20 protein-coding genes and 2 pseudogenes are annotated in these 23,592 nt (G+C 75.2%); 11 read left to right on the plus strand and 11 right to left on the minus strand.

The annotated features are described in order from the left end of the window. Window positions 1-38 precede the first annotated feature (38 nt). The 4 genes from ACZ7LB_RS20040 (at window position 39) to ACZ7LB_RS20055 (ending at window position 3,630) form a co-directional block, all read left to right on the plus strand. On the plus strand, window positions 39-479 hold the full coding sequence (locus tag ACZ7LB_RS20040) for a PPOX class F420-dependent oxidoreductase (protein WP_471469855.1): 441 nt from the start codon (window positions 39-41) through the stop codon (window positions 477-479). A 61-nt stretch (window positions 480-540) separates the two neighbouring features. Then, window positions 541-1,113, plus strand: a complete 573-nt coding sequence (locus ACZ7LB_RS20045; protein ID WP_471469856.1) for an NADPH-dependent FMN reductase — start codon at window positions 541-543, stop codon at window positions 1,111-1,113. A 34-nt stretch (window positions 1,114-1,147) separates the two neighbouring features. Then, window positions 1,148-2,383, plus strand: coding sequence for an ATP-grasp domain-containing protein (locus ACZ7LB_RS20050; protein WP_471469858.1), 1,236 nt, complete (start codon window positions 1,148-1,150; stop codon window positions 2,381-2,383). Further along, window positions 2,380-3,630 carry an MFS transporter gene (locus ACZ7LB_RS20055; protein WP_471469859.1) on the plus strand — a complete coding sequence of 417 codons (1,251 nt, stop codon included), beginning with the start codon at window positions 2,380-2,382 and terminating at the stop codon, window positions 3,628-3,630. The genes ACZ7LB_RS20050 and ACZ7LB_RS20055 overlap by 4 nt, the downstream gene beginning before the upstream one ends. Before the next feature lie 424 nt (window positions 3,631-4,054). Here ACZ7LB_RS20055 and ACZ7LB_RS20060 read toward each other — a convergent pair whose 3' ends face one another. The 4 genes and pseudogenes from ACZ7LB_RS20060 to ACZ7LB_RS20075 all read right to left on the minus strand — a co-directional run bounded on the left by ACZ7LB_RS20060 (window position 4,055) and on the right by ACZ7LB_RS20075 (window position 6,559). After that, window positions 4,055-4,459: a hypothetical protein gene (locus ACZ7LB_RS20060; RefSeq protein WP_471469860.1), complete on the minus strand. Its 405-nt coding sequence runs from the start codon at window positions 4,457-4,459 to the stop codon at window positions 4,055-4,057. A 336-nt stretch (window positions 4,460-4,795) separates the two neighbouring features. Then, window positions 4,796-4,909: pseudogene (locus ACZ7LB_RS20065) on the minus strand (pyridine nucleotide-disulfide oxidoreductase); the annotation flags it as partial. Window positions 4,910-5,135: 226 nt separating this feature from the next. Then, entirely contained in the window at window positions 5,136-6,254 is a 1,119-nt protein-coding gene (gene arsB, locus ACZ7LB_RS20070; RefSeq protein ID WP_471469862.1) for an ACR3 family arsenite efflux transporter, read from the minus strand. Then, entirely contained in the window at window positions 6,251-6,559 is a 309-nt protein-coding gene (locus ACZ7LB_RS20075) for an ArsR/SmtB family transcription factor (RefSeq protein ID WP_471469864.1), read from the minus strand. The genes arsB and ACZ7LB_RS20075 overlap by 4 nt, the downstream gene beginning before the upstream one ends. A 122-nt stretch (window positions 6,560-6,681) precedes the next feature. Here ACZ7LB_RS20075 and ACZ7LB_RS20080 point away from each other — a divergent pair, with 122 nt between their 5' ends. The 3 genes and pseudogenes from ACZ7LB_RS20080 to ACZ7LB_RS20090 all read left to right on the plus strand — a co-directional run bounded on the left by ACZ7LB_RS20080 (window position 6,682) and on the right by ACZ7LB_RS20090 (window position 9,139). Beyond that, a complete protein-coding gene (locus tag ACZ7LB_RS20080; RefSeq protein WP_471470113.1) occupies window positions 6,682-7,083 on the plus strand; it encodes an arsenate reductase/protein-tyrosine-phosphatase family protein in 402 nt (133 codons plus the stop codon). A gap of 138 nt (window positions 7,084-7,221) precedes the next feature. Continuing rightward, window positions 7,222-7,872, plus strand: a pseudogene (locus tag ACZ7LB_RS20085) (lysophospholipid acyltransferase family protein); the annotation flags it as partial. 511 nt (window positions 7,873-8,383) lie between these two features. Beyond that, window positions 8,384-9,139, plus strand: a complete 756-nt coding sequence (locus tag ACZ7LB_RS20090) for an SDR family NAD(P)-dependent oxidoreductase (RefSeq protein ID WP_471469866.1) — start codon at window positions 8,384-8,386, stop codon at window positions 9,137-9,139. Window positions 9,140-9,343: 204 nt separating this feature from the next. On the opposite strand, the gene ACZ7LB_RS20095 is transcribed toward ACZ7LB_RS20090, so the two are convergent. Beyond that, the gene (locus ACZ7LB_RS20095; protein ID WP_471469868.1) at window positions 9,344-9,703 is read right to left on the minus strand and encodes a zinc ribbon domain-containing protein YjdM; all 360 of its coding nucleotides are present in this window, start codon (window positions 9,701-9,703) and stop codon (window positions 9,344-9,346) included. Window positions 9,704-10,209: 506 nt separating this feature from the next. Between ACZ7LB_RS20095 and lanKC the strand changes: the two genes are divergently transcribed. The 4 genes from lanKC to ACZ7LB_RS20115 all read left to right on the plus strand — a co-directional run bounded on the left by lanKC (window position 10,210) and on the right by ACZ7LB_RS20115 (window position 17,432). Beyond that, window positions 10,210-12,834, plus strand: a complete 2,625-nt coding sequence (gene lanKC / locus ACZ7LB_RS20100) for a class III lanthionine synthetase LanKC (RefSeq protein ID WP_471469870.1) — start codon at window positions 10,210-10,212, stop codon at window positions 12,832-12,834. Window positions 12,835-12,860: 26 nt separating this feature from the next. Further along, a complete protein-coding gene (gene ramS, locus ACZ7LB_RS20105) occupies window positions 12,861-12,989 on the plus strand; it encodes a mycelium formation morphogenetic lantipeptide SapB (RefSeq protein ID WP_003972313.1) in 129 nt (42 codons plus the stop codon). A 136-nt stretch (window positions 12,990-13,125) separates the two neighbouring features. Further along, window positions 13,126-15,444, plus strand: a complete 2,319-nt coding sequence (locus ACZ7LB_RS20110) for an ABC transporter ATP-binding protein (RefSeq protein ID WP_471469872.1) — start codon at window positions 13,126-13,128, stop codon at window positions 15,442-15,444. Further along, window positions 15,441-17,432 (plus strand): ATP-binding cassette domain-containing protein, encoded by a 1,992-nt coding sequence (locus ACZ7LB_RS20115; protein WP_471469874.1) that lies wholly within the window; start codon window positions 15,441-15,443, stop codon window positions 17,430-17,432. The genes ACZ7LB_RS20110 and ACZ7LB_RS20115 overlap by 4 nt, the downstream gene beginning before the upstream one ends. Window positions 17,433-17,471: 39 nt before the next feature. On the opposite strand, the gene ACZ7LB_RS20120 is transcribed toward ACZ7LB_RS20115, so the two are convergent. The 6 genes from ACZ7LB_RS20120 to ACZ7LB_RS20145 all read right to left on the minus strand — a co-directional run bounded on the left by ACZ7LB_RS20120 (window position 17,472) and on the right by ACZ7LB_RS20145 (window position 23,591). Continuing rightward, entirely contained in the window at window positions 17,472-18,068 is a 597-nt protein-coding gene (locus ACZ7LB_RS20120; protein ID WP_471469876.1) for a LuxR C-terminal-related transcriptional regulator, read from the minus strand. 448 nt (window positions 18,069-18,516) lie between these two features. Next, entirely contained in the window at window positions 18,517-19,398 is an 882-nt protein-coding gene (locus tag ACZ7LB_RS20125) for an ABC transporter permease (RefSeq protein WP_471469878.1), read from the minus strand. Then, window positions 19,395-20,189: an ABC transporter ATP-binding protein gene (locus tag ACZ7LB_RS20130; RefSeq protein WP_161230003.1), complete on the minus strand. Its 795-nt coding sequence runs from the start codon at window positions 20,187-20,189 to the stop codon at window positions 19,395-19,397. Before ACZ7LB_RS20130 ends, ACZ7LB_RS20125 begins: the two co-directional genes overlap by 4 nt. Beyond that, window positions 20,183-20,962: a PIG-L deacetylase family protein gene (locus ACZ7LB_RS20135; RefSeq protein ID WP_471469880.1), complete on the minus strand. Its 780-nt coding sequence runs from the start codon at window positions 20,960-20,962 to the stop codon at window positions 20,183-20,185. Before ACZ7LB_RS20135 ends, ACZ7LB_RS20130 begins: the two co-directional genes overlap by 7 nt. Before the next feature lie 404 nt (window positions 20,963-21,366). Next, the gene (locus tag ACZ7LB_RS20140; protein ID WP_471470115.1) at window positions 21,367-22,032 is read right to left on the minus strand and encodes a DUF1796 family putative cysteine peptidase; all 666 of its coding nucleotides are present in this window, start codon (window positions 22,030-22,032) and stop codon (window positions 21,367-21,369) included. A gap of 65 nt (window positions 22,033-22,097) precedes the next feature. After that, window positions 22,098-23,591, minus strand: coding sequence for a glycoside hydrolase family 3 protein (locus ACZ7LB_RS20145; RefSeq protein WP_471469882.1), 1,494 nt, complete (start codon window positions 23,589-23,591; stop codon window positions 22,098-22,100). Between the last annotated feature and the right edge of the window lies 1 nt (window position 23,592).

The following is a 23,592-nucleotide window of genomic DNA, read 5'->3' on the forward strand; positions in this document are numbered from 1 at the left end:
GTGCAGCACGGCACCGGCCCCCGACCGAAGGACCGCACGTGGCCCACCAGGACGCAGCCAGCAGCACCCCCGCCCTCCTCGACCGGCACCGCCGGGGTGTGGTGGTCACCCTCAAGAGGGACGGCCGCCCGCAGCTCTCCAACGTGGACTTCACCCATGACCCCGCGACGGGTGCCGTCCGCTTCTCCACCACCGACGATCGCGCCAAGGTCCGCAACCTGCGGCGCGATCCCCGGATCAGTCTCCATGTGACCACCCCGGACGGCGGCGCCTACCAGGTGTACGAGGGCACGGCCGCCCTCTCCGCCGTCGCCGCCGACCCCGGCGACGAGGCCGTCGAGGAGCTGATCGACGTCTACCGCGCCGTCCAGGGGGAGCACCCCGACTGGGACGAGTACCGCGCGGCCATGGTCCAGGACCGCCGCCTGGTCGTCCGGTTCACCATCGAGCACACCTACGGCTGGGTGCCCGGCGCCTGACCGGCGCCGCCGCCCCGCCCGCCCCGCCCCTTCCGCCCCCATCCCGCGAGGAGTTCCGCACATGCCCCGCCTGCACATCGTCATCGCCTCCACCCGCCCCGGCCGCACCGGCCCCGCCGTCGCCGACTGGTTCCACCGGATCGCCGAGGAGCACGGCGGGTTCGACGTCCACGTCATCGACCTGGCCGAGGTCGGCCTGCCGCTGCTGGACGAGCCGCACCACCCGGCGGAGCGCAACTACACCCAGCAGCACACCAAGGACTGGAGCGCCTCGGTCGACGCCGCGGACGCCTTCGTCTTCGTCGCGCCCGAGTACAACTACGGCATCAACGCGGCCCTCAAGAACGCCCTCGACTACCTGTACTTCGAGTGGCAGTACAAGCCCGTGGGCATCGTCAGCTACGGCAACACCTCCGCCGGGCTGCGGGCCGCGCAGATGACCAAGCAGGTCGTGACCACGCTGAAGATGGTGCCGGTCAACGAGTCCGTCGCCATCCACTTCATCGGCAGCCACATCGCCGAGGACGGCGCCTTCCGGGGCACCGAGCAGATGGCCGAGGCGGCCACCGGGATGCTCGACGAGGTCGCCAGGCTCGCCGGGGCGCTCCGTCCGCTGCGCGAACCCGCCGTCTGATCCGACCGTCCCGACACCGCCTGGAGGTACTCCCGTGCCGCAAGCCCACATCATCCTGGTCGGAAGCGGCGGACAGCCCTACCGCGACTACGCCTTCCGGTCACTGCTCGGACGGTACCGGCTCTCCGCCCTGCTGCCGTCGGAACCCACCTGGCAGCGGGAGTACCTCCAGGACTGGCGGACCGCCGACCTGTCCGACCCGGACGCCGTAGCCGGTGCCCTCAAGGAACTGGTCGGGGCCGGGTCGGCGGTGCTCACCTGGGACGAGACGGCGCTGGAGGTGACCGCCGAGGCGGCCGAGCGGCTCGGGCTGCACCACATGAGCGCGCGGTCGGCCCAGCGGTGCCGGGACAAGTACCTCACCCGCCGCCTGCTGGACGGGGCGGGCCTGCCCTCCGTGCGGTACGGGCTGGCCCACGACGCGGCGGAGGCCGGGGAGATCGCCGCCGGGCTCGGCTTCCCCGTCGTCGTCAAGCCCCGCGCGCTCGCCGGGAGCGTCGGGGTGGTCCGGGTCGAGTCGGCCGGGGCGGTGGCCGACGCCTTCCGCCTCGCCTGCGGCGCGGGCTACTCCACCCTGCCCACCGGGCACGGCATCCTCGTCGAGGAGTTCCTCGACGGCCCCGAGATCAGCGTGGACAGCGCGGTCCTGGACGGCGAGGTGACCTGTGTGCAGGTGGCCGTCAAACGGCTGGGCTACGCGCCGCACTTCGAGGAGACCGGGCACCTCGTCAAGGGCTGGGACGGCTCGGAGCCCTGGGCCGACGAGGTGCGGGAGCTGGTGGCCGCCGCCCACGCGGCCCTCGGGGTCGAGGCGGGCGTCACCCACGCCGAGGTGCGCCTCACCCGGTCCGGCCCCCGCCTGGTCGAGCTGAACGGCCGGCTCGGCGGCGACCTCATCCCCTACGCGGGCCACCTGGCCACCGGCGTCGACCTGGTCCGGGCCGCCGCCTCCGTCGCGCGGCGCGAACCGCCCGCGCTGACGCCCGGGCGGGCGCTGTGCGCCGAGGTCCGCTTCGTCTACCCGCCCCACGACGGCACCGTGGCCGCGGTCTCGGTCGGCGCGGCCGCGGACCTGCCCGGCATCGCGCACGCCGACACCCTGGCGGCGCCGGGCGACACCCTGCTGCTGCCGCCCCGCCAGGCCATACCCCGGCTCGCGGTGCTGGTGGCCCGGGCCGAGGACCCGGCCGGGTGCGCCGCCGCCCTGGACCGGGCGCTGGCCGAGGTCACCAGCGAGATCGTCCCCCTGGCCGATGGGCCGGGCCGGTGATCCGCCTCGGCCGGTTCCGCCCCGTCGACCGGCTGATCGTCACCCACGGCCTCTCCTCGTTCTGCCTCGGCCTGGTCTTCCCCTACACCGCGATCCACCTCGCCTCCCAGCCGGGCGTCGGCACCGGCGGCGTCGCCCTCTTCTACGGCGCCGCCGGGGTCGCCAACCTCGGTGTGGCGCTGCTGCTGACCGGCGGGGTGCTGCGCCTGCCCCGGGTGACCCTCGGGGTGCTCGGCACCCTCCTGTGGTTCTGCGGCTACCTGGCCATGCCCCTCGTCACCTCGCAGCCGCTCGCGCTGACCGCCGGGGTCGCGATCGGCTGCGGTCAGGGCGGCTTCCTCGCGGCCATCGTGCCGCTGGTCAACTCCCTGGTCGACGCGGAGGAGCGGCGCAAGGTCTTCGCCCGCCGCTACGCCGTCCTCAACGCGACGCTCGCCACCGGCTCACTGGTCGCCGGGGCGCTGACGCTCCTGCTGCCGCGCACCGTCATCCCGTACTTCTTCGTCGCCAACGCCATCGGCATACTGCCGCTGACCGTGGCCATGATGACGGCGGGACGGCACGCGCGGGCCGCCGACGAGGCGGAGGAGGAGCGCGGAGGGCGGGAGGACGGTCCGCCGCTGCCCACGGCCGCGCTGGTCCGGCTGGCGCTTCCGGCCGCCGCCATGCAACTGGCCGTCTTCCTCGTCGGGTTCAGCCAGTTCGAGGCCACCGCCCCGCTGGTCTCCGAACGGCTCATGGACATGGGCCTGTTCGTCGTGTCCGTCCTGCTCGTCGTCAACGTCCTGGTCATCGTCGGCACCCAGGGCCGGGTGACCCGGTTCCTCGAGGGACGCCCGGAGACCGACGGGCTGCGGATCGCCGTCGCCCTGTGGACCGTCGGCTACGCCACGGCCGGGGTGACCGCGTTCCTCCCCTACGGCTTCCGGCTCACCGGACTGCTGGTCTACGCCGTCCTGTTCGCGCTGGGCGAGTGCGCCTACTCGTGCTCCTTCCACCCGTGGCTGATCTCCCTGGTCCCGTCCCGCGAGCTGACCCGCGCCAACGCGCTGGCCAACTCCATGATGGGGGTGGGGAACTTCGCCGGGCCGTCCATCGGCGTGGCGCTCGCCGTCACCGGCAGCGCCCCGGTCGTCTGGTTCGGCCTCGGGGCGTGCTGCACCCTGGTCAGCGTCGCCGTGGGAATGCTGGCCCGCCGCCGCGCCCTGCCACCGGCCGCGGCGCCCGCGACCCCGACGGGGGTGTGAGACGGCCGGCCCCCGGCGGGGGCGGCCGTCGCCCCCGCCGGTTCGGCGGGGGCGAGGCCGTGCCGGTCACCGGCCGCGCGCCTGGCGTGCTTCACGCGGGACGGGGCGGGCCGGTCACGGCCGACGCCGTACGTCTGCCGCAGCGGTGCCTCGGTGCCGTGCGGGAGTCGCACACTGGTCCGGGGTGTCCCACGGAACAGGGCGCGGCCCTGGTCGTACGAGCCCCGGAACAGCCTCGGGAAGCCAGGGCCGACCGGGGCTCCCGGGTCGCCGTCGCCGCGCACGACGGTCATGTCCGAGGCCGGTCGGGTCGTACGACGGGACTCCGGCGCGGCAGCCAGGACCGCCCCGTCGTCCGGACGGCTGACGACGCTTCGGCACACCCGGCAACGCGGACACCGGGGCGACTCGCGGTGAGGTCCGGTCAGTCCCCGATCGGTTCGGCCTCGCTCAGGTCCTCCAGCCGGACCGGCCGCAGTCCCTCGAACAGCACCCCCACTCCGTACGGCTCGCAGATGGGCACATCCCCCTCCACGAACCGCAGCATCCACCCGTCGGTGCAGAAGTCCACCTCCGGGGCGTCCAACGCCGCTTGCTCCTCCGGCACGCCCAACCGCGCACAGGCGAACCACCGGGCCTCCGCCACCACCTCGTCCAGGCGTGCCAGCACCTGCCCGAGCAGTCGCAGATCCACCGACCGGACGTCCTCACCCGCCTCCACCATCACGTTAACGTCCACGTCCCACCGCTCCGGCTCGGCCACGCCCCACACCGAGAGCCCGCCCGGCCCGTCGGACACGTGCACCAGCGGCCCCACACCCTGGATCATCCCTGCCGCCTCCTCGCCGCCACCCTACGGCCGGGGCGGGACCATGGATCCCTTCGGCTCCCGGCGGCTCGTAGCCGGTGACGACGAGCCGCCGCCACGCATCGTGATCCCGGCGGGTGGAGGAGCCGAGCGAGGCCGAACCCACCGGTCACCGACCGGCCCCCGCCGCAAGGGGCCCCGTACGGCAGCCCGGAGGGCGCCGCATCACCCGGTCCGAACGGAGCCGGCCGATGGTCCCGGCCGGCAGCCTCCACATCCGACGAACTGCGAAGCACTGACCGAGTGCGAGCCGCGTTCGTTGTCGGACGTCGAAGGACAGGCTGATGGCACGGCGCCCGCGCGGACGGGCGGCACGGCGACGATGTCGCCCGGGCAGGCCACCCCGCCGCTGTCGGCGCGGCCGGCGTCGAGAGCGCGGCACCGGTCGGTGGCGATGTCGCACAGGGCCCGGCGTCCGGGTGCGTCCCGCCCGCCCGGGCGGGCATGCGCCCTCCCGGCAGGAGGGAGTGCTCCGCCAAGGGGACAGGCGCGGGGAGTCCCCCGTGTGCCGCAAGGACCCGCCCGGCGCGTCGCCGGCGTCCGGGACGACGGAGCCGAGGATCCGACGGCGCGGGTGATGGTCGGTGACGTGACCCGACCGACCGCCCGCCGATCACCACCGCGTCCGTGTGCCGTGTCACGGGGCGGTGGTCATCCCGTCGGGGGCGAACCTCCTGCGCCAGGCGAGAGCGACGTACACCAGGCCGATCAGGACCGGCACTTCGATGAGCGGGCCGACGACACCGGACAGGGCCTGGCCGGAGGTGACCCCGAAGGTGGCGACGGCGACCGCGATGGCCAGCTCGAAGTTGTTGCCCGCCGCGGTGAACGCCAGGGTCGTGGTGCGGTCGTAGGCCAGGCCCAGGCCCCTGCCGAGCAGGAAGGTGCCGAAGAACATGACCGTGAAGTAGACCAGCAGCGGCAGCGCGATCCGGGCGACGTCCAGGGGCCGGGAGGTGATGGTCCTCCCCTGCAGGGCGAAGAGGATGACGATCGTGAACAGCAGCCCGTACAGCGCCCAGGGCCCGATCCTCGGCAGGAACCCCGCCTCGTACCCGGCACGGCCCAGCTTCCGCTCGCCGACGCGGCGGGTCAGGAAGCCGGCCAGCAGCGGGACACCGAGGAAGACGACGACGTTCAGGGCGATGTGCCACACGGACACGTCCAGGCCCTGGCCGTCGCCCAGATTCATCCGGCGCGGCAGCAGGTCGAGGTAGAACCAGCCCAGCAGCCCGAACGCGATCACCTGGAACACCGAGTTCAGCGCGACCAGGACGGCCGCCGCCTCCCGGTCGCCGCGGGCGAGGTCGTTCCAGATGACGACCATGGCGATGCACCGGGCCAGCCCGACGATGACCAGACCGGTGCGGTACTCGGGAAGGACCGGCAGGAAGACCCACGCCAGCGCGAACATCACCGCCGGACCCACGACCCAGTTGACGACCAGCGAGGAGAGCAGCAGCCTCCTGTCGCCGGTCACGCGGTCGAGCCGGTCGTAGCGGACCTTCGCCAGGACCGGGTACATCATGACCAGCAGGCCGAGCGCGATCGGCAGGGAGATCCCGCCGATCTCGATCCGGGCGAGCGCGCCGTTCAGGCCGGGAACGACCCGGCCCAGACCCAGGCCGACGGCCATGGCGAGCAGGATCCACACCGCGAGGTAGCGGTCGAGGGTGGAGAGCCTCTTGACGACCGAGTCGTCACCCGCCGGGCCGTCTTCCCGCGAGGAGACGGCGGTGGGCTCGGCGGAGGTCACGGACAGGCCCTCCTGTTCTCGCCGGCGGTGGCGGCGGAGGCCGCGAGTGCGGCGAACCGCTCGGCCAGACCGGCCAGCACCTCGGGCTTGAGCCTGTAGTACGTGAAGCGGCCGCACGGCTCGGTCTCCACGATCCCGGCTTCGCGCAGCACCTTCATGTGGTTGGACAGGTTGGTCTGCCTGGCTCCGGTCTCCTCGACCAGATGCGTCGTGCACAGCGTCTCGCGCGCCAGCAGGGTCACGATCTTCAGACGGAGCGGGTCGCCCAGCACCCGCATCACATCAGGATCGACTGAAGTCAGCATGCGCTGATACTTTCACATCAGTGTTCGCTGATGCCAGCGGAGGCGCGGACGTCGGCGGCGGCCCCGTTCCGCCGTGCGACAGGAGAGGACCAGCACTATGGCCGACCGACAAGCCCTCCGTCCTGTTCGTCCGCGTCCACAACGCCGGCCGCTCCCGGATGGCCGCCGCGTGGCCGACCCACCTGGCCGGGGACCGCATCGAGGCCCGCTCCGCCGGCACCGCCCCGCGCACCAGGATCGACCCGGCCGTCGTCGAGGCCATGGCCGAGGCCGGCATCGACATCTCCCGGCAGGCCCCGAAGGCCCTCACCGCCGACACGGTCCGCGAGTCGGACGTCCGCGTCACCACGGGCCGCGGCGACACCTGCCGCGTCCTCTCCGGGAAGCGCTACCTCGACTGGCGACTCGACGACCCGTCCGGCCTGGGCGTCGAGGCCGTCCGTCCGGTCCGCGACGTGATCAGAACCCTCGTGGAGGCCCTGATCGCCGAACTCGCCCCCGGGAGGAGGGGGACGACCGCGTGAACACCACGCGCGAGGCCGTCGGCCCGGGGCCCGTCGGCCGTCCGGCGGCACCCGGCGGATGAGTACGGGCACTCAGGCGCGCCGGCGGCCGTGCGAGCGACGATGGAGCTCGTCTCGAACGCCCTGGAGAGGAAGCACATGCTCAGCCGCCTCGCCGACCGTCTGGTCCCCGCCTTCGGGCGGTTGACGGTCACTGCCGACGAAGGCGCGGACCGCCTTCCCGCCGGTATCGTCGCCGCCAACCACAGCTCGCTCGCCGATCCGGCGGTCGTCCTGGCCGCCCTGCACCGCCTCGGAGCCAGGCCCGTCGTCCTCGCGGCAGCCGGCCTCTGGCGGGTGCCGCTCCTCGGCCGCCTCCTCGCCCGGGAGGGCCACATACCCGTCCACCGCGGCGACCCGCGCGCGCTCCGGGCGCTCGACCTCGCACAGGAAGCGCTGGAACAGGGCCGGCACATCCTGATCTACGCCGAGGGCGGGCTCCCCGACCGCAGGGACTCGGCCGAAGCCGCGCCGGGCACCTTCCGCCGCGGTCTCGCCCGGCTCGCGCGGCGCACAGGCGCCCCCGTCATCCCGCTCGGCCAGGCCGGTGCCCGCCGCATCGTCTCCGGCCCGCCTCTCAAGCAGCTCGCGGGCCTGACCACCGCGCCGGTGCGGCGCCCGCGCCTCCACGTCCATGTCGGGTCCCCCCTGCTGCTCAACGGTGACGGGCCGACAGCAACCGCCCAGGCCCGCCTCGCGGTGACGGCCGCCTGGAGGACCGCCGCAGCACATGCGGCGGGAACTGCCGCACCACCTGCCCGAACGTCACCGGCACCCCTCCCGGGGCAGATGCCGCCCGACACCGGTGACAGCGAACCGGTCCGGCCCACCGGAACCGGCCACGGCAGCCGGCCCCCGCAGCACGACGCCCGGGCGCCCACGGCCCACTGATCGGACAGGGACCGGAGCACGGCCCCGCCCGCCTCCCCGGCGCCGGACGACGGCCCCCCGTCCGACCACGCGGGCCGCCCGGCCGCCGGTGGCGGCCCAGCCGCCGGTACCGAGCGGGACACACCCGGGCCCCGTGGTCCGAGTCCGGGGATCGTCCCGGTACGCCCGGCGCGCGGGTCGTGGCGGAAGAGGTCGTGTTTCCGTCGGGACCGGAAGTCCCGCAGGGAATTCCGTCCTGTCGTGCCGCGAGACCCGCGAGGCAGCACGACCGCGGTGGAATACCGCGGCGGTCACCGCCGTTCACACGGACAACCGACCGGTCACGATCGGTTCGCACCACAGCGCACAGAGGGAAGAATCGACGATGTCAGTGTCATTTGATTTCTCCGGGAAAACCGTTCTCATCACCGGCGGTGCCACCGGCATCGGTCGCGCCACCGCGATCGCCTTCGCCAAGGCCGGTGCCAAGATCGTCATCGGCGATGTCGACGATCGCGCCGGCGAGACCCTGGAGACCATCGGGGCCAACGGCGGCACGGGGATCTTCGTCAGGACCGACGTGACCGATGACGAATCCGTGAAGCACCTGGTGGACGCCGCGGTGGCCGAGTACGGGACGATCGACATCGCGTTCAACAACGCCGGTGTGCTGCCGCCGACCGCCCCGCTGCACGAGCAGACGGTGGAGGACTGGAACCGCACGATGGGCGTCGACGCCACGGGCGTCTTCCTCGCCATGCGCCATGAGATCCCGGTGATGCTGAAGGCCGGGGGCGGTTCCATCGTGAATACCGCGTCCGTGGCCGGCGTCACGGCAGACCCGGGAATGGGACCGTATGTCGCGGCGAAGCACGCCGTCGTCGGCCTTTCGAAGGGAACGGCGCTCGATTACGCGGACAAGGGAATCCGCGTCAATGTCCTCGCGCCGGGCCTGATTCGGACGCCGATGACCGAACGCTGGCTCGACGACCCGGAGATCGCCGAGCGTGTGCTCGCCGATTCGCCCATCGGACGCGCCGCCGAACCGGAGGAGGTCGCCTCGACCGTGCTGTACCTCTCCTCGGACGCGGCGGACGCCGTGACGGGTTCGGTCTACCGCGTGGACGGCGGTCGCACCGCGCACTGAGGCCCACCGTCACACCGCGCGCCCGACCCGGACGGTCGTTGGCGGGCGGTGGGGCTGGTGCCCCGCGGCGCGGCCCCACGTCGCTCCGGATCAGTCCCACCGTCCCCGACACGGCTGCCCCACCCTCATCACCGGTATGAGGATGGGGCAGTGGCCGTCCGGGGTCCGCTCGTCGTCTCGTCGGCCCGCCGTGACGGGGTCGGATCAGCCGGACTTCTTCACGACGCTCGACTTGAGCTGCATGCGGCCGAACCCGGGTACCGTCGCGTCGATGTCGTGGTCGCCGACACCGTCGAGGATCAGCCGGATGCCACGCACCTTGGTGCCGACCTTCACCACTCCCCCACCGGCGCCCTTCACCTTGAGGTCCTTGACGACGGTGACCGTGTCGCCGTCGGCCAGCTCGTTGCCGACCGCGTCGCGGATCGCCGCGGGCGCGGTGCCCTCGTCCGCGACGGGCCCGGCCGACCACTCGTGGCCGCACATCGGGCACACCAGCAGCGCGCCGCTCTCATACGTGTACGCCTCGCCGCACTCCGGGCACGCCGGCAGCTGCTCAGACATCGAGACGGAATGCCCGCGGGCCGAACCCGACCTGCGACGGAGCCCCGTCCAGGGATCCGGCCCAAGGGTTTGTGGTTTTCATGCGCTGACTCCAGACGGCTGTTCACGAGTGTCCCGCGGACTGGCTGCGGACTGGCAGGGTACTCCGAGGAGAGAAGAGCACCGCACACCAGCGGTGACCGCGACCGGACCGCTCGGCCGGGCGACTCCCACCCTGCCCCTGCCGCGGGCACGGCGTACCGGGTGCGCCGTCGCCGGCCTCGTGCGGCGCGCTGGCGGACCGGGAACGGCTCGCCGCTCCGCGTTCACCGGCGCACCCGCCCGGCGCCCTCCATCACCCCTTCCTCGCGCGGCCGCGCACCCGCCGTCGCCCGCGTGCCCGTACCCCCGGCCCCCCGAAGTAACCCGTGCGTTTCGCACCTCGGAGACATGACAGCGGCGACTGTCCGGGACACCGCCGTGCGTGACAGCGTCTTCCACGGCAACGACCGGCGGAGGGAGCGGCTGTGAACAAGGGCTACGCCGTGTACTGCGACGCGGACCCGTCCTTCTACGACGCGCCGCACCGCACGGCACCCGGCACCGCCGCGGCGGACACCCGCTACGCGGCGGCCACCCTGCCCGTCCCCGAGGGATGGTGGAGCGGCGAGAGCGGCGACTGGCTCGCGCTGCGTCCCGTGGGCGTCGAACTGCCCCCGCAGGGCTGGAAGATCCATGTCTCCGCCCGCCTCGACAACGCCGAGTCGGTGCTGGAGCGTGTCCGGCGGTACTGCCTGGAGCACGGGGTCGCCTTCAAGTTCGTGCCCAGCCGCTACCTGCTCCACCAGCGCAACGCCAAGTACGCCGACCGGGCGGGCAGCGGCAAGTTCATCACCGTCTACCCGCCCGACGAGGAGCGGTTCGAGCGGATCGCGGGCGAGCTGTCCGCGCTGCTGGACGGTGAGTCCGGCCCGCACATCCTGAGCGACCTGCGCCTCGGCGCCGGCCCGGTGCACGTGCGCTACGGCAGCTTCACCCGGCGCAACTGCTACGACGAGGAGGGCGAGTTGCGCCCCGCGATCGCCCGCCCCGACGGGGTCCTCGTGCCCGATCCGCGCGGCCCGGTCCTCCGGACGCCGGACTGGGTGGGCCTGCCGGAGTTCCTGCGCCCGCATCTGGAGGCGCGGTCCACCACGACGCTGGCGGACATCCCGTACACCGTCGAGGCGGCGCTGCACTTCTCCAACGGCGGCGGGGTCTACCGCGCCCGGGACACCCGCACCGGGGAGACCGTGGTCCTCAAGGAGGCCCGCCCGCACGCCGGTCTGGCGGCCGACGGGGCCGACGCGGTGGCCCGGCTGGAGCGCGAACGCCGGGCCCTGGAAAGGCTGTCGGGACTGGACTGCACCCCCGAGGTGCGCGACGCCTTCACCGTGGGCGAGCACCACTTCCTGGTCCTGGAGTACCTGGACGGCAAGCCGCTCAACACCTTCTTCGCCCGCCGGCACCCGCTCATCGAGGCCGACCCGGACGAGCGGCGCCTGGCCGAGTACACCGCGTGGGCGCTGGACGTCCACGCCCAGGTGGAGCGGGCCGTCACCCAGGTCCACGAGCGGGGCGTGGTCTTCAACGACCTCCATCTCTTCAACATCATGATCCGCGAGGACGGGCGGGTCGCCCTGCTGGACTTCGAGGCCGCCCACGGCGTGGACGAGCCGGGCCGGCAGACCGTCGCCCACCCCGGCTTCGTGGCACCCCCCGGCCGACGGGGCCCGGCCGTGGACCGCTACGCCCTGGCCTGTCTGCGGCTGGCCCTGTTCCTGCCGCTGACCAGTCTGCTGGCACTGGACCGGCGCAAGGCCGCGCATCTGGCCGCCGTGGTCGCGGAGCAGTTCCCGGTCCCCCGGTCCTTCCTGGACGCGGCGGTCGACGAGATCGCCGGGACGGCCGCACGGCCCCCGGCCCCACGGCGCTCCGGCGACCGCTTCGTGCCGGTGGAGCCCGGGGACTGGCCCCGCAGCCGGGACTCGATGGCCGGGGCGATCCGCGCCTCCGCCACCCCGTCCCGCGACGACCGGCTCTTCCCCGGTGACATCGCCCAGTTCGCCACGGCGGGCGGCGGCCTCGCCTTCGGCCACGGCGCCGCCGGGGTGCTGTACGCGCTCGCCGAGAGCGGCGCGGGGCGCGACGAGGACGGGGAGCGCTGGCTCCTGGACCACGTCAAGGAGCCTCCGTCGGGCATGCCCCTGGGCTTCCACGACGGCGTCGCGGGACTCGCCTGGACGCTGGACCACCTCGGCCACCGGGATCAGGCGCTCGATCTGGCCCGGCTGCTCCTCGACCACCCCCTGGAGCACCTCGCGGCGGACCTGCACGGCGGCACCGCCGGGGTGGGGCTGGCCCTCGACGCGCTGGCCGCCGCCACCGGCGACCCGGCCCTGCGCGACGCGGCCCTGCGGTGCGCCGAGCTGAGCGCGCGCCCCCTCACCACCGGGGCCGCCGGGCGGGCCCCGGGACACCGGCCGCGCGCCGGACTGCTGCACGGCGCGACCGGCAGCGCCCTGCTGTTCCTGCGCCTGTACGAACGCACCGGTGACACCGGGCTGCTGGACCTCGCCGGGACCGCCCTGCGCCAGGACCTCGCGCGCTGCGTCCGCGGCGCGGGCGGGGCGCTCCAGGTCGACGAGGGCTGGCGCACCATGCCGTACCTGGGGGCGGGCAGCGTCGGCATCGGCATGGTCCTCGACGACTACCTGGCGCACCGTGCCGACGAGGCGTTCGAACGGGCCAGGAGCGAGATCGTGCGCGCCGCGCAGGCCATGTTCTACGCGCAGCCCGGCCTGTACCGGGGCGTCGCGGGCATGGTGCTGTACCTCGGCCGGACGACGACCCCGGGCGACGGCACCGGCCCCGCGGCCGTCGACCGCCAGCTCTCCGCGCTGACCTGGCACGCCATGGCGTACGAGGGACGGCTCGCCTTCCCCGGCGAGCAGATGATGCGCCTGTCCATGGACCTGTCCACCGGGACGGCCGGCTGTCTGCTCGCCGTCGCCTCGGTACGCGGCGACCGGCCCGCCGGTCTGCCGTTCCTCCCCCCACCGCGGCGCCCGGGCGCCGCCCATGAGCCGGTCTCACCGGAGACCGTGAAGTAACACGTTGTCCTACGAAGGGATGAGCGATGAACCTGTTCGACCTGCAGTCCATGGAGACCCCGAAGGAAGAGGCCATGGGCGACGTGGAGACCGGCAGCCGCGCGAGCCTGCTGCTCTGCGGCGACAGCAGCCTGAGCATCACCACCTGTAACTGACGCGACCGGCGCGACGCGCCCGCGTGACATCAGGTCGGCCCGCCGCGTTCAGCGCGGCGGGCCGTGCGTTCCGGCACCGGCGCGCCCCCGGACATTCCCGGGGGCGCGCCGATGCCGATCCCAGGAAGGGGCGGCTGTGAGGGACGGGACCACCAGGGTCCGCCGGACGGAGCGGATGGCCGGCGACTCCCCGGAGCCGGGACCGGGCCGGCTGCCCGAACTGCTGGTGCTCGTCTGCTCCCTGGCGGCGGCAGCGGTCGCCGTGGCCCAGCCCCTGGTCCTCGGCCGGGCACTGGATCTGCTGCTCCGCGGGGAATCCGCCGACCGCTGGCTTTCGATGAGCGTGGCCCTGCTCACCGGCGAGGTGCTCCTGGACAGCCTGACGGCCCTGCTCACCGGGCGGTGCACGGCGGGCTGGACCGCCTCGGTCCGCTCCCGCGCCCTGTCCGGGCTGCTGCGCGCCGTCCCGGACGCCGCCCGCCCGCACTCCCCCGGGGACACGGCGACCCGGCTGACGCTCAACGCGTCCGACGCGGGCGGCGGGCCCGCGGCGAGGGCCGCGCTCGCGGCCTCACTGATCACTCCGGCCGGGGCGCTGGCCGCGCTGGCCCTGGTCGACCTCTGGGTGGCCCTGTGCGTGCTGGCCGGGCTGCCCGCGCTGGCCCTGGTGCTGCGGGTCTTCGCCCGCGACACGGGCGCGTCGGTGCGGGACTACCAGCGGGTGCAGTCGGACATCGCGGGGCGGCTGCTGGAGACCCTGGAGGGCGCCGAGACCATCGACGCCGCCGGGACGGCGCCCCGGGAACGGGCACGGGTCCTGGCCCCGCTGGGCCGCCTCTCCGCGCTGGGCCGGCGGATGTGGACGCTGCACGGCCGGGCCCTGGCCACCGGCAACGTCCTGGTGCCGCTGCTGACCCTGGCGGCCACGGCGGTCGGCGGGCTCCGGCTCGGCGCGGGCGCCCTGAGCGTCGGGGGGCTGCTGGCGGCGTGCCGGTACGCGCAGCTCGCCGCGGGCCTCGGCAGCGCGGCCACCGTGCTCGGCGCGCTGGTCCGCAGCCGGGCGGCGCGGGAGCGGACCGCCGAGCTGGAGTCCCTGCCCGCCCTGCGCCACGGCACCGCGGTGCTGCCGCCGGACGGCCCCGGCACCCTGGAGCTGCGCGGGGTGCGGGTCCTGCGGAACGGGACCGAGGTGCTGAGGGCGGACGGGATCGTGGTGCCCGGCGGGCTGACCGCCGCGGTGGTGGGCCGCAGCGGCGCCGGGAAGTCCGTACTGGCCGCCGTCGCCGGGCGGCTGGCCGACCCGGACGCGGGCGAGGTGCTGCTCGACGGGGTCCGGCTCGACGCCCTGACCCGGGAGGAACTGCGCACCGGCGTCGGCTTCGCCTTCGCCCGTCCGGTCCTGGGGGACGGGACCGTGGCCGGGGCCGTCGCCGCCGGGGCGCGCACGGCGCCGCCCGACCGGGTGCGGGAGGCCGTGCGGATCGCGGACGCGGACGCCTTCGTCCGGCGGCTGCCGGACACCTACGACACCCGGCTCGACGAGGTGCCGCTCTCCGGGGGCGAGCACCAGCGCCTCGGTCTGGCCCGCGCGTTCGCGCACACGGGACGGCTGCTGGTGATGGACGACGCGACCTCCAGCCTCGACACGGCCACCGAGCACGCGGTGGACCGGGCGATGCGGCGCGCGCTCGGCCACGCCACCCGGCTGGTGGTCGCGCACCGCCCGTCGGTGGCGGCACGCGCCGATCTGGTGATCTGGCTGGACGCCGGGCGGGTACGGGCGGTGGGTCCCCATGAGCGGCTCTGGGAACAGGCCGGGTACCGGGCGGTGTTCGCGACGGGCACGGAGGGGTCCGCCGGGACCGAGACGCCCGCCGGGGCGGAGGGGCCCGTGGGGGCGGAAGGGCCTCATGGGACGGACGGTCCGGTGGGGGTGGGGGACGGCACTGGAGCGGAAGGCTTCGCCGGGCCCGGGGCCATGGAGCACGCGGGGGCCGGCGACGGCATTCGGGCCGGAGGCTCCGCGGAGCCACGGCGCGCCACCGGGGGCGGGGTCCGCGAGCCCTCGGGGGCCGGGAACGGCACCGGAACCGGGACCACCGACCGGTCCCCGGCGGCCGGCGCCGGGCGCACGGGCCCCGATCCGGCCACCGGAGCGGTCAGCGCCCTCGCCTCCGCCGCCCTGACCGGCCCCGAAGCCGACGCCGACACCGACACCGACGCCGACGCCGGTGGACGCACCTGCGCGGCCGGCGGCGCGGGCACCGTCCGGGACGGCGGCACCACCGGAACGCACACACACGCAGGCTCGGACACCGCCACGGGCACGGGCACAGGCGCGGGCACGGGCACGGGCACAGGCGCGGACGTCGACGACGGCACAGGCATCGGCACCCGACCCGAGGCCGGGCCGCCGCGCCCGCGCCACGCGCTGCGCGGGGAGGCGCGGGCATGACCGTTCCGCACGACCGCCCCCGGGCCGGGGGCCACGAAGGATCCGGCGTTGTGCGGCGCGTCCTGCCGCCCGCCCGCCGGTTCCTCGCCCGCCGCAAGGGCGCCGTCGCCCGGCTGATGCTGTGGTCGCTGGCCGAGTCGGCGCAGACGTTCCTCATCGGGTACGGCGTCGCCCGCTCGCTGGACGCGGGGTTCCTCGCCGGGAGGACGGCGGTCGGGCTCGGCTGGCTGGCCGCCGCCGGGGTCGCCGTGCTGCTCGGGGCGCCCGTGGTGCGCGGGGTCTTCGCCCAGCTCGCGGAGTTGACGGAGCCACTGCGGGACCGGCTGGTGGAGCGCGCGGTGGACCGGTCCATGGCCGGTGCGCGGGTCCGCCCCGGTGGCGGGGACCGGGCGGCCGTCTCCCGGCTGACCAATCAGGTCGAGATCGTGCGGGACAGCTTCGCGGGCCTGGTGCTGACCCTGCGCTCCTTCGTCTTCACCGCCGCCGGGGCCCTGGTGGGCCTCTTCTCCCTGGACCCGGCGCTGCTGGTGGTCGTGCTGCCGCCGCTCGCCGGGGGCCTGGCGCTGTTCCTGGCCACCCTGCGGCCGATGGGGGCGGCGCAGCGGCGGGCGCTCGCCGCCGACGAGGCCCTGGGCGATCATGTGGCCCGCACCCGGCGGGCGCTGCGCGACATCACCGCCTGCGGCACGGAGCCGGAGGTGGCGGAGCGGGGCGAGCGGCTCGTCGCGGAGGCCGCCGCGACGGCACGCGTCCTCGCCCGGTGGGCCGGACTGCGCACCCTGGCCCTGGGCATCGCGGGCCAACTGCCGCTCCTGCTCCTGCTCCTGGCCGTCCCCGCCCTGCGGGACCGGGGCGTCTCGACCGGCGCCGTACTGGGTGCCTTCACCTATCTGGCGCAGGCGCTCCTGCCCGCCCTGCACACCCTGATGACCGCGCTGGGCGCCGCGGGCACCCGACTGCTGGTGGTCCTGGACCGGATCACCGCGCCGCCCCCGATCCCCAGGAACCGCGGCGGCGCCGAGGACCACCGTCCGCACCGGTCGGCACCGGCGGACACCGGGCCGCCGAATCCGAACCCGGTCCCGGACCCGGTGCCGGACCCGGTTTCGGTGCCGGACCCGGAGCCGCACCCACGCACGAACGCCGGTACGGCCCCGGACACGGTCACAGGCACGGACACAGACACAGACACGGGATCCCCTCCCGACACGCGCACCCCCGCCGAACCCCCGGCACCACGGGCCCCCGTGCCGCCGCCCCGGCGCGCCGTGCCCGCCGTGCGGCTGCGGTCGGTGACGCTGGCGTACGGGGCGCGGGCGGAGCCGGTGCTGGACGCGCTCGACCTGTGCGTCGAGGAGGGTGAGCACCTGGCCGTCGTCGGACCGAGCGGCATCGGGAAGTCCACGCTCACCCGCCTCGTCGCCGGGACACTGGCCCCGACCGGCGGCACGGTGGAGGTCGCGGGCCGACGGGTCACCGGCCCGCCGTCCCCCGAACTGACCCGTCTGCGGGCCCTGTTGCCACAGCAGGCGTACGTCTTCACCGGTACGGTCCGGGAGAACCTCACCTATCTGCGGCCGGACGCGGGCGACGCGGAGATCCTGGCCGCCGTGCGGGAGCTGGGCGCCGACGGGCTGCTGCGGCGGCTGGGCGGGCCGGACGCGCCGCTGCGGCCGGACGAGCTGTCCCAGGGCGAGCGCCAACTCCTGGTGCTGGTGCGGGCGCACCTCTCCCCGGCGCGGCTGCTGCTGCTCGACGAGGCGACCTGCCATCTGGACGCGGCGGCCGAGGCGCGGGCCGAGGAGGCGCTCGCCCGCCGGCCGGGGGCGCTGCTCGTGGTGGCGCACCGCATGTCGTCGGCGCTGCGGGCGGACCGGGTGCTGGTCCTGGACGGTGTCGGCGCGGAATGCGGCACCCACCGGGAACTGCTGGGCCGTTCACCGCTCTACCGCGATCTGGTGGGGCACTGGGACGAGACCCGGGACTGACCGCGCGGAACCGGCGCGCCCGGTGCCCCACCCGGCGCGTCACATCCAGCCGGCGCTCTGCACTATGCGTATCGCGTCGACGCGGTTGCGCGCGCCGACCTTGCGTATGGCGCTGGCCATGTAGTTGCGCACGGTGCCCCGCGACAGGTGCAGGGCACCGGCGATCTCCGCGACCGACGCGCCCTGGGCCGCGTGCGAGACGACGCTCAGCTCGCGTGCCGTCAGTGGCCGCTGCGAGGCGGCGAGCAGGGCGACGCTGAGCTTCTCGTCGACGAATCGTTCCCCCTTGGCGACGGCGTACACGGCGGCGATCAGCCGCTGGGAGGGGGCGTCCTTGTTGACGAAGCCGAGCGCCCCGGCGTCGAAGGCGCGGCGCAGCACGCCCGGCCGTTCGGGCGCGGTCAGGACGATCAGCCCGGTCCCGCGCCGGCGCCAGTACGGCGCCCGGCGCGGCTCCTCCTCTCCGGCGAGACACTCCCCGTCGACGACGCAGACGTCCGGCGGAAGGTCGTCCTCGTCCGGTTCGACGCCTCTGGAGGACATCGACGAGACGTCGAAGCCCTCTGAGGAGAGCAGCAGTTGAGCCAGTGCCGATCGCATCAGCAGCGAGTCGTGCACCACGAGAACACGCACCATGTACAACCCCCAAGGTCTCCGGGCATCCTTCGCGAACCACCCGGCTCGTCCCCCATTTCGTCAGCCGTTTGCCCCGGTGACCAGGGGGTGAAGCACCCGTGACACCGGGCCGGGCGGCGAGGCGACGGCAACACGCCGTTCTCCGGCGGCCCGGTGTCGAATGGGGGTACGAAACGGGAGGCCGGAAGTAGCTCCGGCCCCCCGCGAATCGAACATGCTGACCAACAGTGATCGTGCGGTTACTCCAGCTCGTGGGTCGGCTGTGACGGCGCGCGTCCCGACGGACGGCTCCGCGACGAAAAAGGGACACGTCCCGGCGGCGCGCCGTGGACCGAAAACAGTCGAAGCGAACATGGCTGGAATCGCGCGGCGGAGTTGCTTCCGGCGCGCGTGCCGGGTGGCGGCGTCCACGGCACCGCCACCCGGCGCGGTTCCCCGGCGGGCGGGGTCAGGAGTAGCGGGTGACCAGCCCCCGGCGGCGGAAGGTGCGCAGCATCCGCAGCAGGGCGTAGAGGCTGAGGGCGGCGAGGGCGGCGGTGCCCGCGGCCGCCAGGCCGAGCCGCCCCCAGGAGATGCCGTGCCCGGCGGCCAGGTCGCGGCCCACCGCGAACACATGGGTGGTGGGCAGCAGTTGGGCGATGGGGCGCAGCGGGGCGGGCAGCGTGGAGACGGGTGAGAACACCCCGGAGAGCGGCATCACCACGGACAGCGCGCCCCAGACGAGGGCCTCGGCCCCGCTGCCGAAGCGCAGGACCAGGCCGACCACCAGGAGCGCCACCGACCAGCCGCACACCAGCAGCAGGGCGGCGACGGGGATCAGCCCGAACCCGAGGGTGGTGACGTCGAACGCGTAGGCGCCGAAGGCCAGGGCGGCGACGGCCAGGGTGCCGGCGGCGGTGCGGACGAGGGCGAAGAGGCCGACCCCGGCGAGGTACTCCCAGGCGCGGGTCGGGGTGGCGAGCAGTCCCAGGATGTTGCGGGACCAGGTCTCCTCCAGGAAGCCGGTGGCCAGGGAGATCTGCGTCTGGTGGACGAGGTGCCAGAGCACCGTGCCGCTGAGCAGGTAGACCGTGACGGTGGCCGCGGTGCCGGGTTCGCCGCCCGCGGCCTCGGCGGCCTGCGCGGCGAACAGTCCGATGGAGCCGTAGAGCAGGGTGTCGACGAGGGGCCAGACCAGGACGTCGAAGAAGCGGTGCGGGCTGCGCTTGAGGACGAGCCACTGCCGCCGGGCGACGGCGAGGACGCGGTGCAGGGAGGCCGAGGCCGGGGTGCGCAGGGCCTCGCTCCGCGGTCCGCCGGGCGGCGCGGGGGTGACGGGGGTGGTGGTCATGCGGCGGCCCCGTCCCGTGCCGTGCCGGAGCCGTCCCGGCCGGGCTCCCCCGCGAGGTGCAGGAAGACGCCCTCCAGGTCGTCGCGGCCGAAGCGCCCGGCGACCTCGGCGGGCGTGCCGTCGGCGGCGATGCGCCCGAGGCGCAGGAAGACGACCCGCTCGCAGAGCCGTTCCACCTCGACCATGTCGTGGCTGGTGACCAGCAGCGCCGTGCCCTCCTCCGCGCACAGGTCGAGCAGCGCGGTGCGCACCCGCAGGGCGATGTCCGGGTCGAGGGAGGCGGTGGGTTCGTCGAGGACCATCAGCCGGGGGCGGTGCAGCGCGGCCTTGGCGATGCCCACCAGGGTGCGCTGCCCGCTGGACAGCTCGGTGCCGATGGCCCCGGCGAGATGGCCGATGCCGAAGCGGGTGAGGGCCCGTTCCACGGCGCCGCGGGCGTCGCGCAGCCCGTACAGGTCGGCGTACAGCCGCAGGTACTCGCGGACCTTGACCCGGTCGGGCAGGGGCAGGTATCCGGCCACGAAACCGAGGCCCTGCATGGCGCGGGCGCGCCGTCCCTCCAGCGGGTGGCCGAGGATCTCCACGCCGCCCGCGTCCGGCCGGACGGCGCCGAGGCACATCAGGAGCGTGGTGGTCTTCCCGGCTCCGTTCGGCCCGAGGAGACCGAGGCGCTCCCCGGCGTGCACGGTGAGGTCGACGCCGTCCACGGCGCGTCCCCTGCGGTACTCCTTGACCAGGCCGCGGGCGGCGAGGACGACCGGCCGCTCGGGCGGGGCGGTGCCGGTCAGCACGGCAGGCTCCCCTCGGCGGGCCGTCCGGCGGCGGGGGCCGTCGCCTCCAGGGACCAGACCAGTTCGGCGCGCAGCGGTCCGGTGCGGGCGAGGAAGCCGCCGTGCTCCTCGGCGACCGGGGCCAGTTGGGAGCCGTGGCACAGGACGGCGGCGCGTTTGGCGGCCCACTGGGCGTCGTCGAGGATCAGGTCGTGGCGGACGATGGTGCGGTGGGTGGTGAGGAGGTCCTGGTAGGCGAGTCCGCACCGGGAGCTGCGGGCGAGCGCGTCGCTCGCGGCGGGGGTGCCCCACTCGGGCAGGTGGCCGGTGTAGGGCAGGTCGGCGTAGATCCAGGGCGGCGGCGCGCCCCGGTCGGCGAGGACGCGCAGGGCGACGCGCCGCACGGCCTCGTGGTCGGGCTGGTTGCTGCCGAGCGGGGCGAGGACCAGGGTGTCGTCGGGCAGTTCGCGCAGGAGGGCCGCGAGTCCGTCGAGGGTGGCCCCCTCGGGCGCGTAGGGGCCGTCGGCGTGGTCGAGGAGCACCTGGCGGGCGCCCATCAGGGCGCAGGCGGCGGCGTCCTCGGCGCGGCGCGCCCGGTGGGCCTCGGCGGCGGAGGAGAAGCCGCACCGGGTGTCCCACCAGGAGACGGGGGCGTCGGGGGCGGGCACGCCGCCGTGGACGGTGACGACGTCGACGGGGCCGGGCAGCGCGGGCAGCAGCCCGGCGAGCGAGAGGGCGGCGTCGTCGAAGTGCGGGGACAGGACGACGGTGCGGGGACGTACGGGGGGCGCCATGGTCGCGCGGTCCTTTCGGGGACGGGGACGGGCGTGGGAGAGGGAGAGGGAGAGGTGGAGACAGGAGAGGGACGGGCGCGAGGGGCCGGGCTCCGCGCGCCGCGCCGGGCCGGGACCGGCCGGGGGCCGGGACCCGGACGCCGCCGCGGAGTCCGGTGTCCGGCGCGGAGCGCGGCCGGCGGCGCGCGGGATGCGCGCGGCCGGGGACCAGGGGTCGACCGGTGCGGGCCGGTGGTCCGGCGGGCCCGGCGGACGGGCGCGGCCCGGCTGCCCGGCTGGGGGCCCGGACCCGACGGTGCGGCTGCCGGGTTCCGGGCGGGAGCCGGGGGGTGGGCGGCAGGGGTCGGGGGACATGTCCGCCGGGCGCGGCCGGGTGCCGCGCCGTCCGGCGGCCGGCCGACGCCTCATGCGGCGGGCCGGGCCCCGGCCGTGCCCGGGGCGGGGGCGCGGCGGCGCAGGGGGAAGCGGGCCAGGACCCGGTCCCATCCGGCGTCGTCGCCCTCCCAGCGCCCGGGGACGGGCCGCACCGTGTCCCAGCGGATGTCGTCCGGGAGGCGGGCGGCGGACCGGGGCGACGGCGGGGTCCGGCGCAGCCACAGGAGGCCGAACCGGTGCCCGGGGTGCGGCCGGGACAGGGCCGCGCGCAGCCGCAGCAGATCGTCGGTGTCCGACTCGTCGAAGGCGTCGTGGTGGACGTACAGCACCCGGGCGGCCGAGGCGGACGTCGCCCGCCACCGCTCGGCGAGGTAGTCGAACTTCTCTCTCACCCGGGGGAGTTGCCGGTCGATGGCGTCCTGGGTCAGCAGTCCGCCGGGGGCGTCGGCGTCCGCCCGGAACTCGTGGAAGAAGCGGATGTCGGAGCCCCGGTCGAGGGCGCAGGCGCCGTCGCTGAAGGGCTCGCTCAGCCCCGGGCGGAGCACGTTGGCGAAGTCGGCCTCCAGGGTCTCGATGACGGAGGCGAGTTCGAGGTCGAGCCAGTCGAAGTAGTGGGCCCGGTCCTCACCGGTGATGCGGCGGATCTGGTGGGTGGACTCGCAGTGGTAGCCGAGCCCGACGCACAGGTCGTACACGCTGTCGCTCCCGTGGGCTTCGGTGGGCTGGGGGTCGCGTCGCAGGCAGCCGAGGAGTGGACGGGTCACCGTTCGCGCAGCGGGCCGGTCCAGACCCGGCCGGTGAGGAGTTCGGCGGCGGCGACGGCGTTGGCGAGACCGGCGCCACGGGTGAGCAGCAGCGGGGGGTCGAGCAGTCCGGGCGCCGGTTCCAGGCCCATGTCGACGGTGACGAGGCCGGGCCTGCGGGCCCGCAGGGCGGCCAGGGCGTCGCGCTGCCAGGGGTGGCGGGCGGCGTCGCGGACGACGACGGCGAGCGGGCCGTCGTCGGGCAGCGGGACGCCGTCCGGCGGTGTGCCGGGGGTGACGTCGGTCGCGGAGGCGAGCCGGCCGAGTCCCGCGAGGGCGTCCTCCAGTCCCCAGGGGGCCACGCCCACCGCCATGTTGGCCTCACCGGCGAGCCGTACGGTGTGCAGCGGCCGGTCGTCGGGGGCGGGCAGTCCGGTGGCCGCGAGGGCGCGGCGGGCGGCGAGGAGGCCGATGCCGTGCCGGGGGGCGCCCGTGGTGGTGGGGACGGCCCAGCGGCGCAGAGCGGTGACGCGGGCGGCGGCCTCCTCCAGCCGTGCGAGGGTCAGCTCGCCCTTGGCGAGGGCCTCCTCGACCGCCCGGTGCACCTCGGGCAGCACGTGCTCCACGCCGCTGGCGCCGAGGACGACGAGGTCGACACCGGCGGCCCAGGCGAGCACCGCCGCGCCGCCGAAGCCCCAGCGGTCGAGGACGGGGGCCATCTCCAGGGCGTCGCTGACGACGACGCCGTCGTAGCCCAGTTCGTCGCGGAGCAGCCCGGTGACGATGCGGGGGCTGAGGGTGGCGGGCGGCTCCGCGAGGTGCGGCAGCCGGATGTGGCCGACCATGACGGCCCGGGCCCCGGCGGCGGCTCCCGCGGCGAACGGCGGCAGGTCGAGGGCGCGCAGCGCGGTCAGGTCGCGGTCGATGTCGGGGAAGGCGGTGTGGGAGTCGACGCCGGTGTCGCCGTGGCCGGGGAAGTGCTTGAGGGTGGCGGCGACCCCGTTCTCCTGGAGTCCCCGCACGAAGGCCTCGGTGTGCCGGGCGACGCGCGGGGCGTCGGCGCCGAAGGAGCGGACGCCGATGATGGGGTTGTCGGGCTGGGAGTTGACGTCGGCGCAGGGGCCGAAGCAGAGGTTGACACCGGCCTCGGCCAGGTCGGCGCCGATGGCGCGGGCGACGTCGCGGGTGAGGTCGGTGTCGTCGACGGCGCCGAGGGCGTGGTTGCCGGGGTAGGGGCTGCCCCGGTGGTAGTCGAGGCGGGTGACGTCACCGCCCTCCTCGTCCAGGGCGATCAGCACGTCGGGGCGGACGGCGCGCAGGGGTGCGGCGATGTCCTCGTGGAAGGTGCCGTACGGGGCGGCGCCGGGTTCGGCGGGGGGCGCCAGGTTGGTGCCGAAGATCCCGACACCGGCGAGGCCGTCCGCCACGGCGGCGCGTATCCACTCGGGCGGTGTCCGGCCTTCGTAGGAGGCCATCAGGCAGGAGTTGACCAGGGAAGCGACGGTGCTCACT

It is taken from the genome of Streptomyces sp. NPDC107521 (assembly GCF_055598485.1).

Bases quoted from the DNA above. Each gene is read 5' to 3' on its own strand.
- ACZ7LB_RS20045 (WP_471469856.1), top strand. From the start codon at position 541: ATGCCCCGCCTGCACATCGTCATCGCCTCCACCCGCCCCGGCCGCACC.
- ACZ7LB_RS20060 (WP_471469860.1), bottom strand. From the start codon at position 4,459: ATGATCCAGGGTGTGGGGCCGCTGGTGCACGTGTCCGACGGGCCGGGC.
- ACZ7LB_RS20075 (WP_471469864.1), bottom strand. From the start codon at position 6,559: ATGCTGACTTCAGTCGATCCTGATGTGATGCGGGTGCTGGGCGACCCG.
- ACZ7LB_RS20095 (WP_471469868.1), bottom strand. From the start codon at position 9,703: ATGTCTGAGCAGCTGCCGGCGTGCCCGGAGTGCGGCGAGGCGTACACG.
- ramS (WP_003972313.1), top strand. From the start codon at position 12,861: ATGAACCTGTTCGACCTGCAGTCCATGGAGACCCCGAAGGAAGAGGCC.
- ACZ7LB_RS20115 (WP_471469874.1), top strand. From the start codon at position 15,441: ATGACCGTTCCGCACGACCGCCCCCGGGCCGGGGGCCACGAAGGATCC.
- ACZ7LB_RS20120 (WP_471469876.1), bottom strand. From the start codon at position 18,068: ATGGTGCGTGTTCTCGTGGTGCACGACTCGCTGCTGATGCGATCGGCA.
- ACZ7LB_RS20125 (WP_471469878.1), bottom strand. From the start codon at position 19,398: ATGACCACCACCCCCGTCACCCCCGCGCCGCCCGGCGGACCGCGGAGC.
- ACZ7LB_RS20135 (WP_471469880.1), bottom strand. From the start codon at position 20,962: ATGGCGCCCCCCGTACGTCCCCGCACCGTCGTCCTGTCCCCGCACTTC.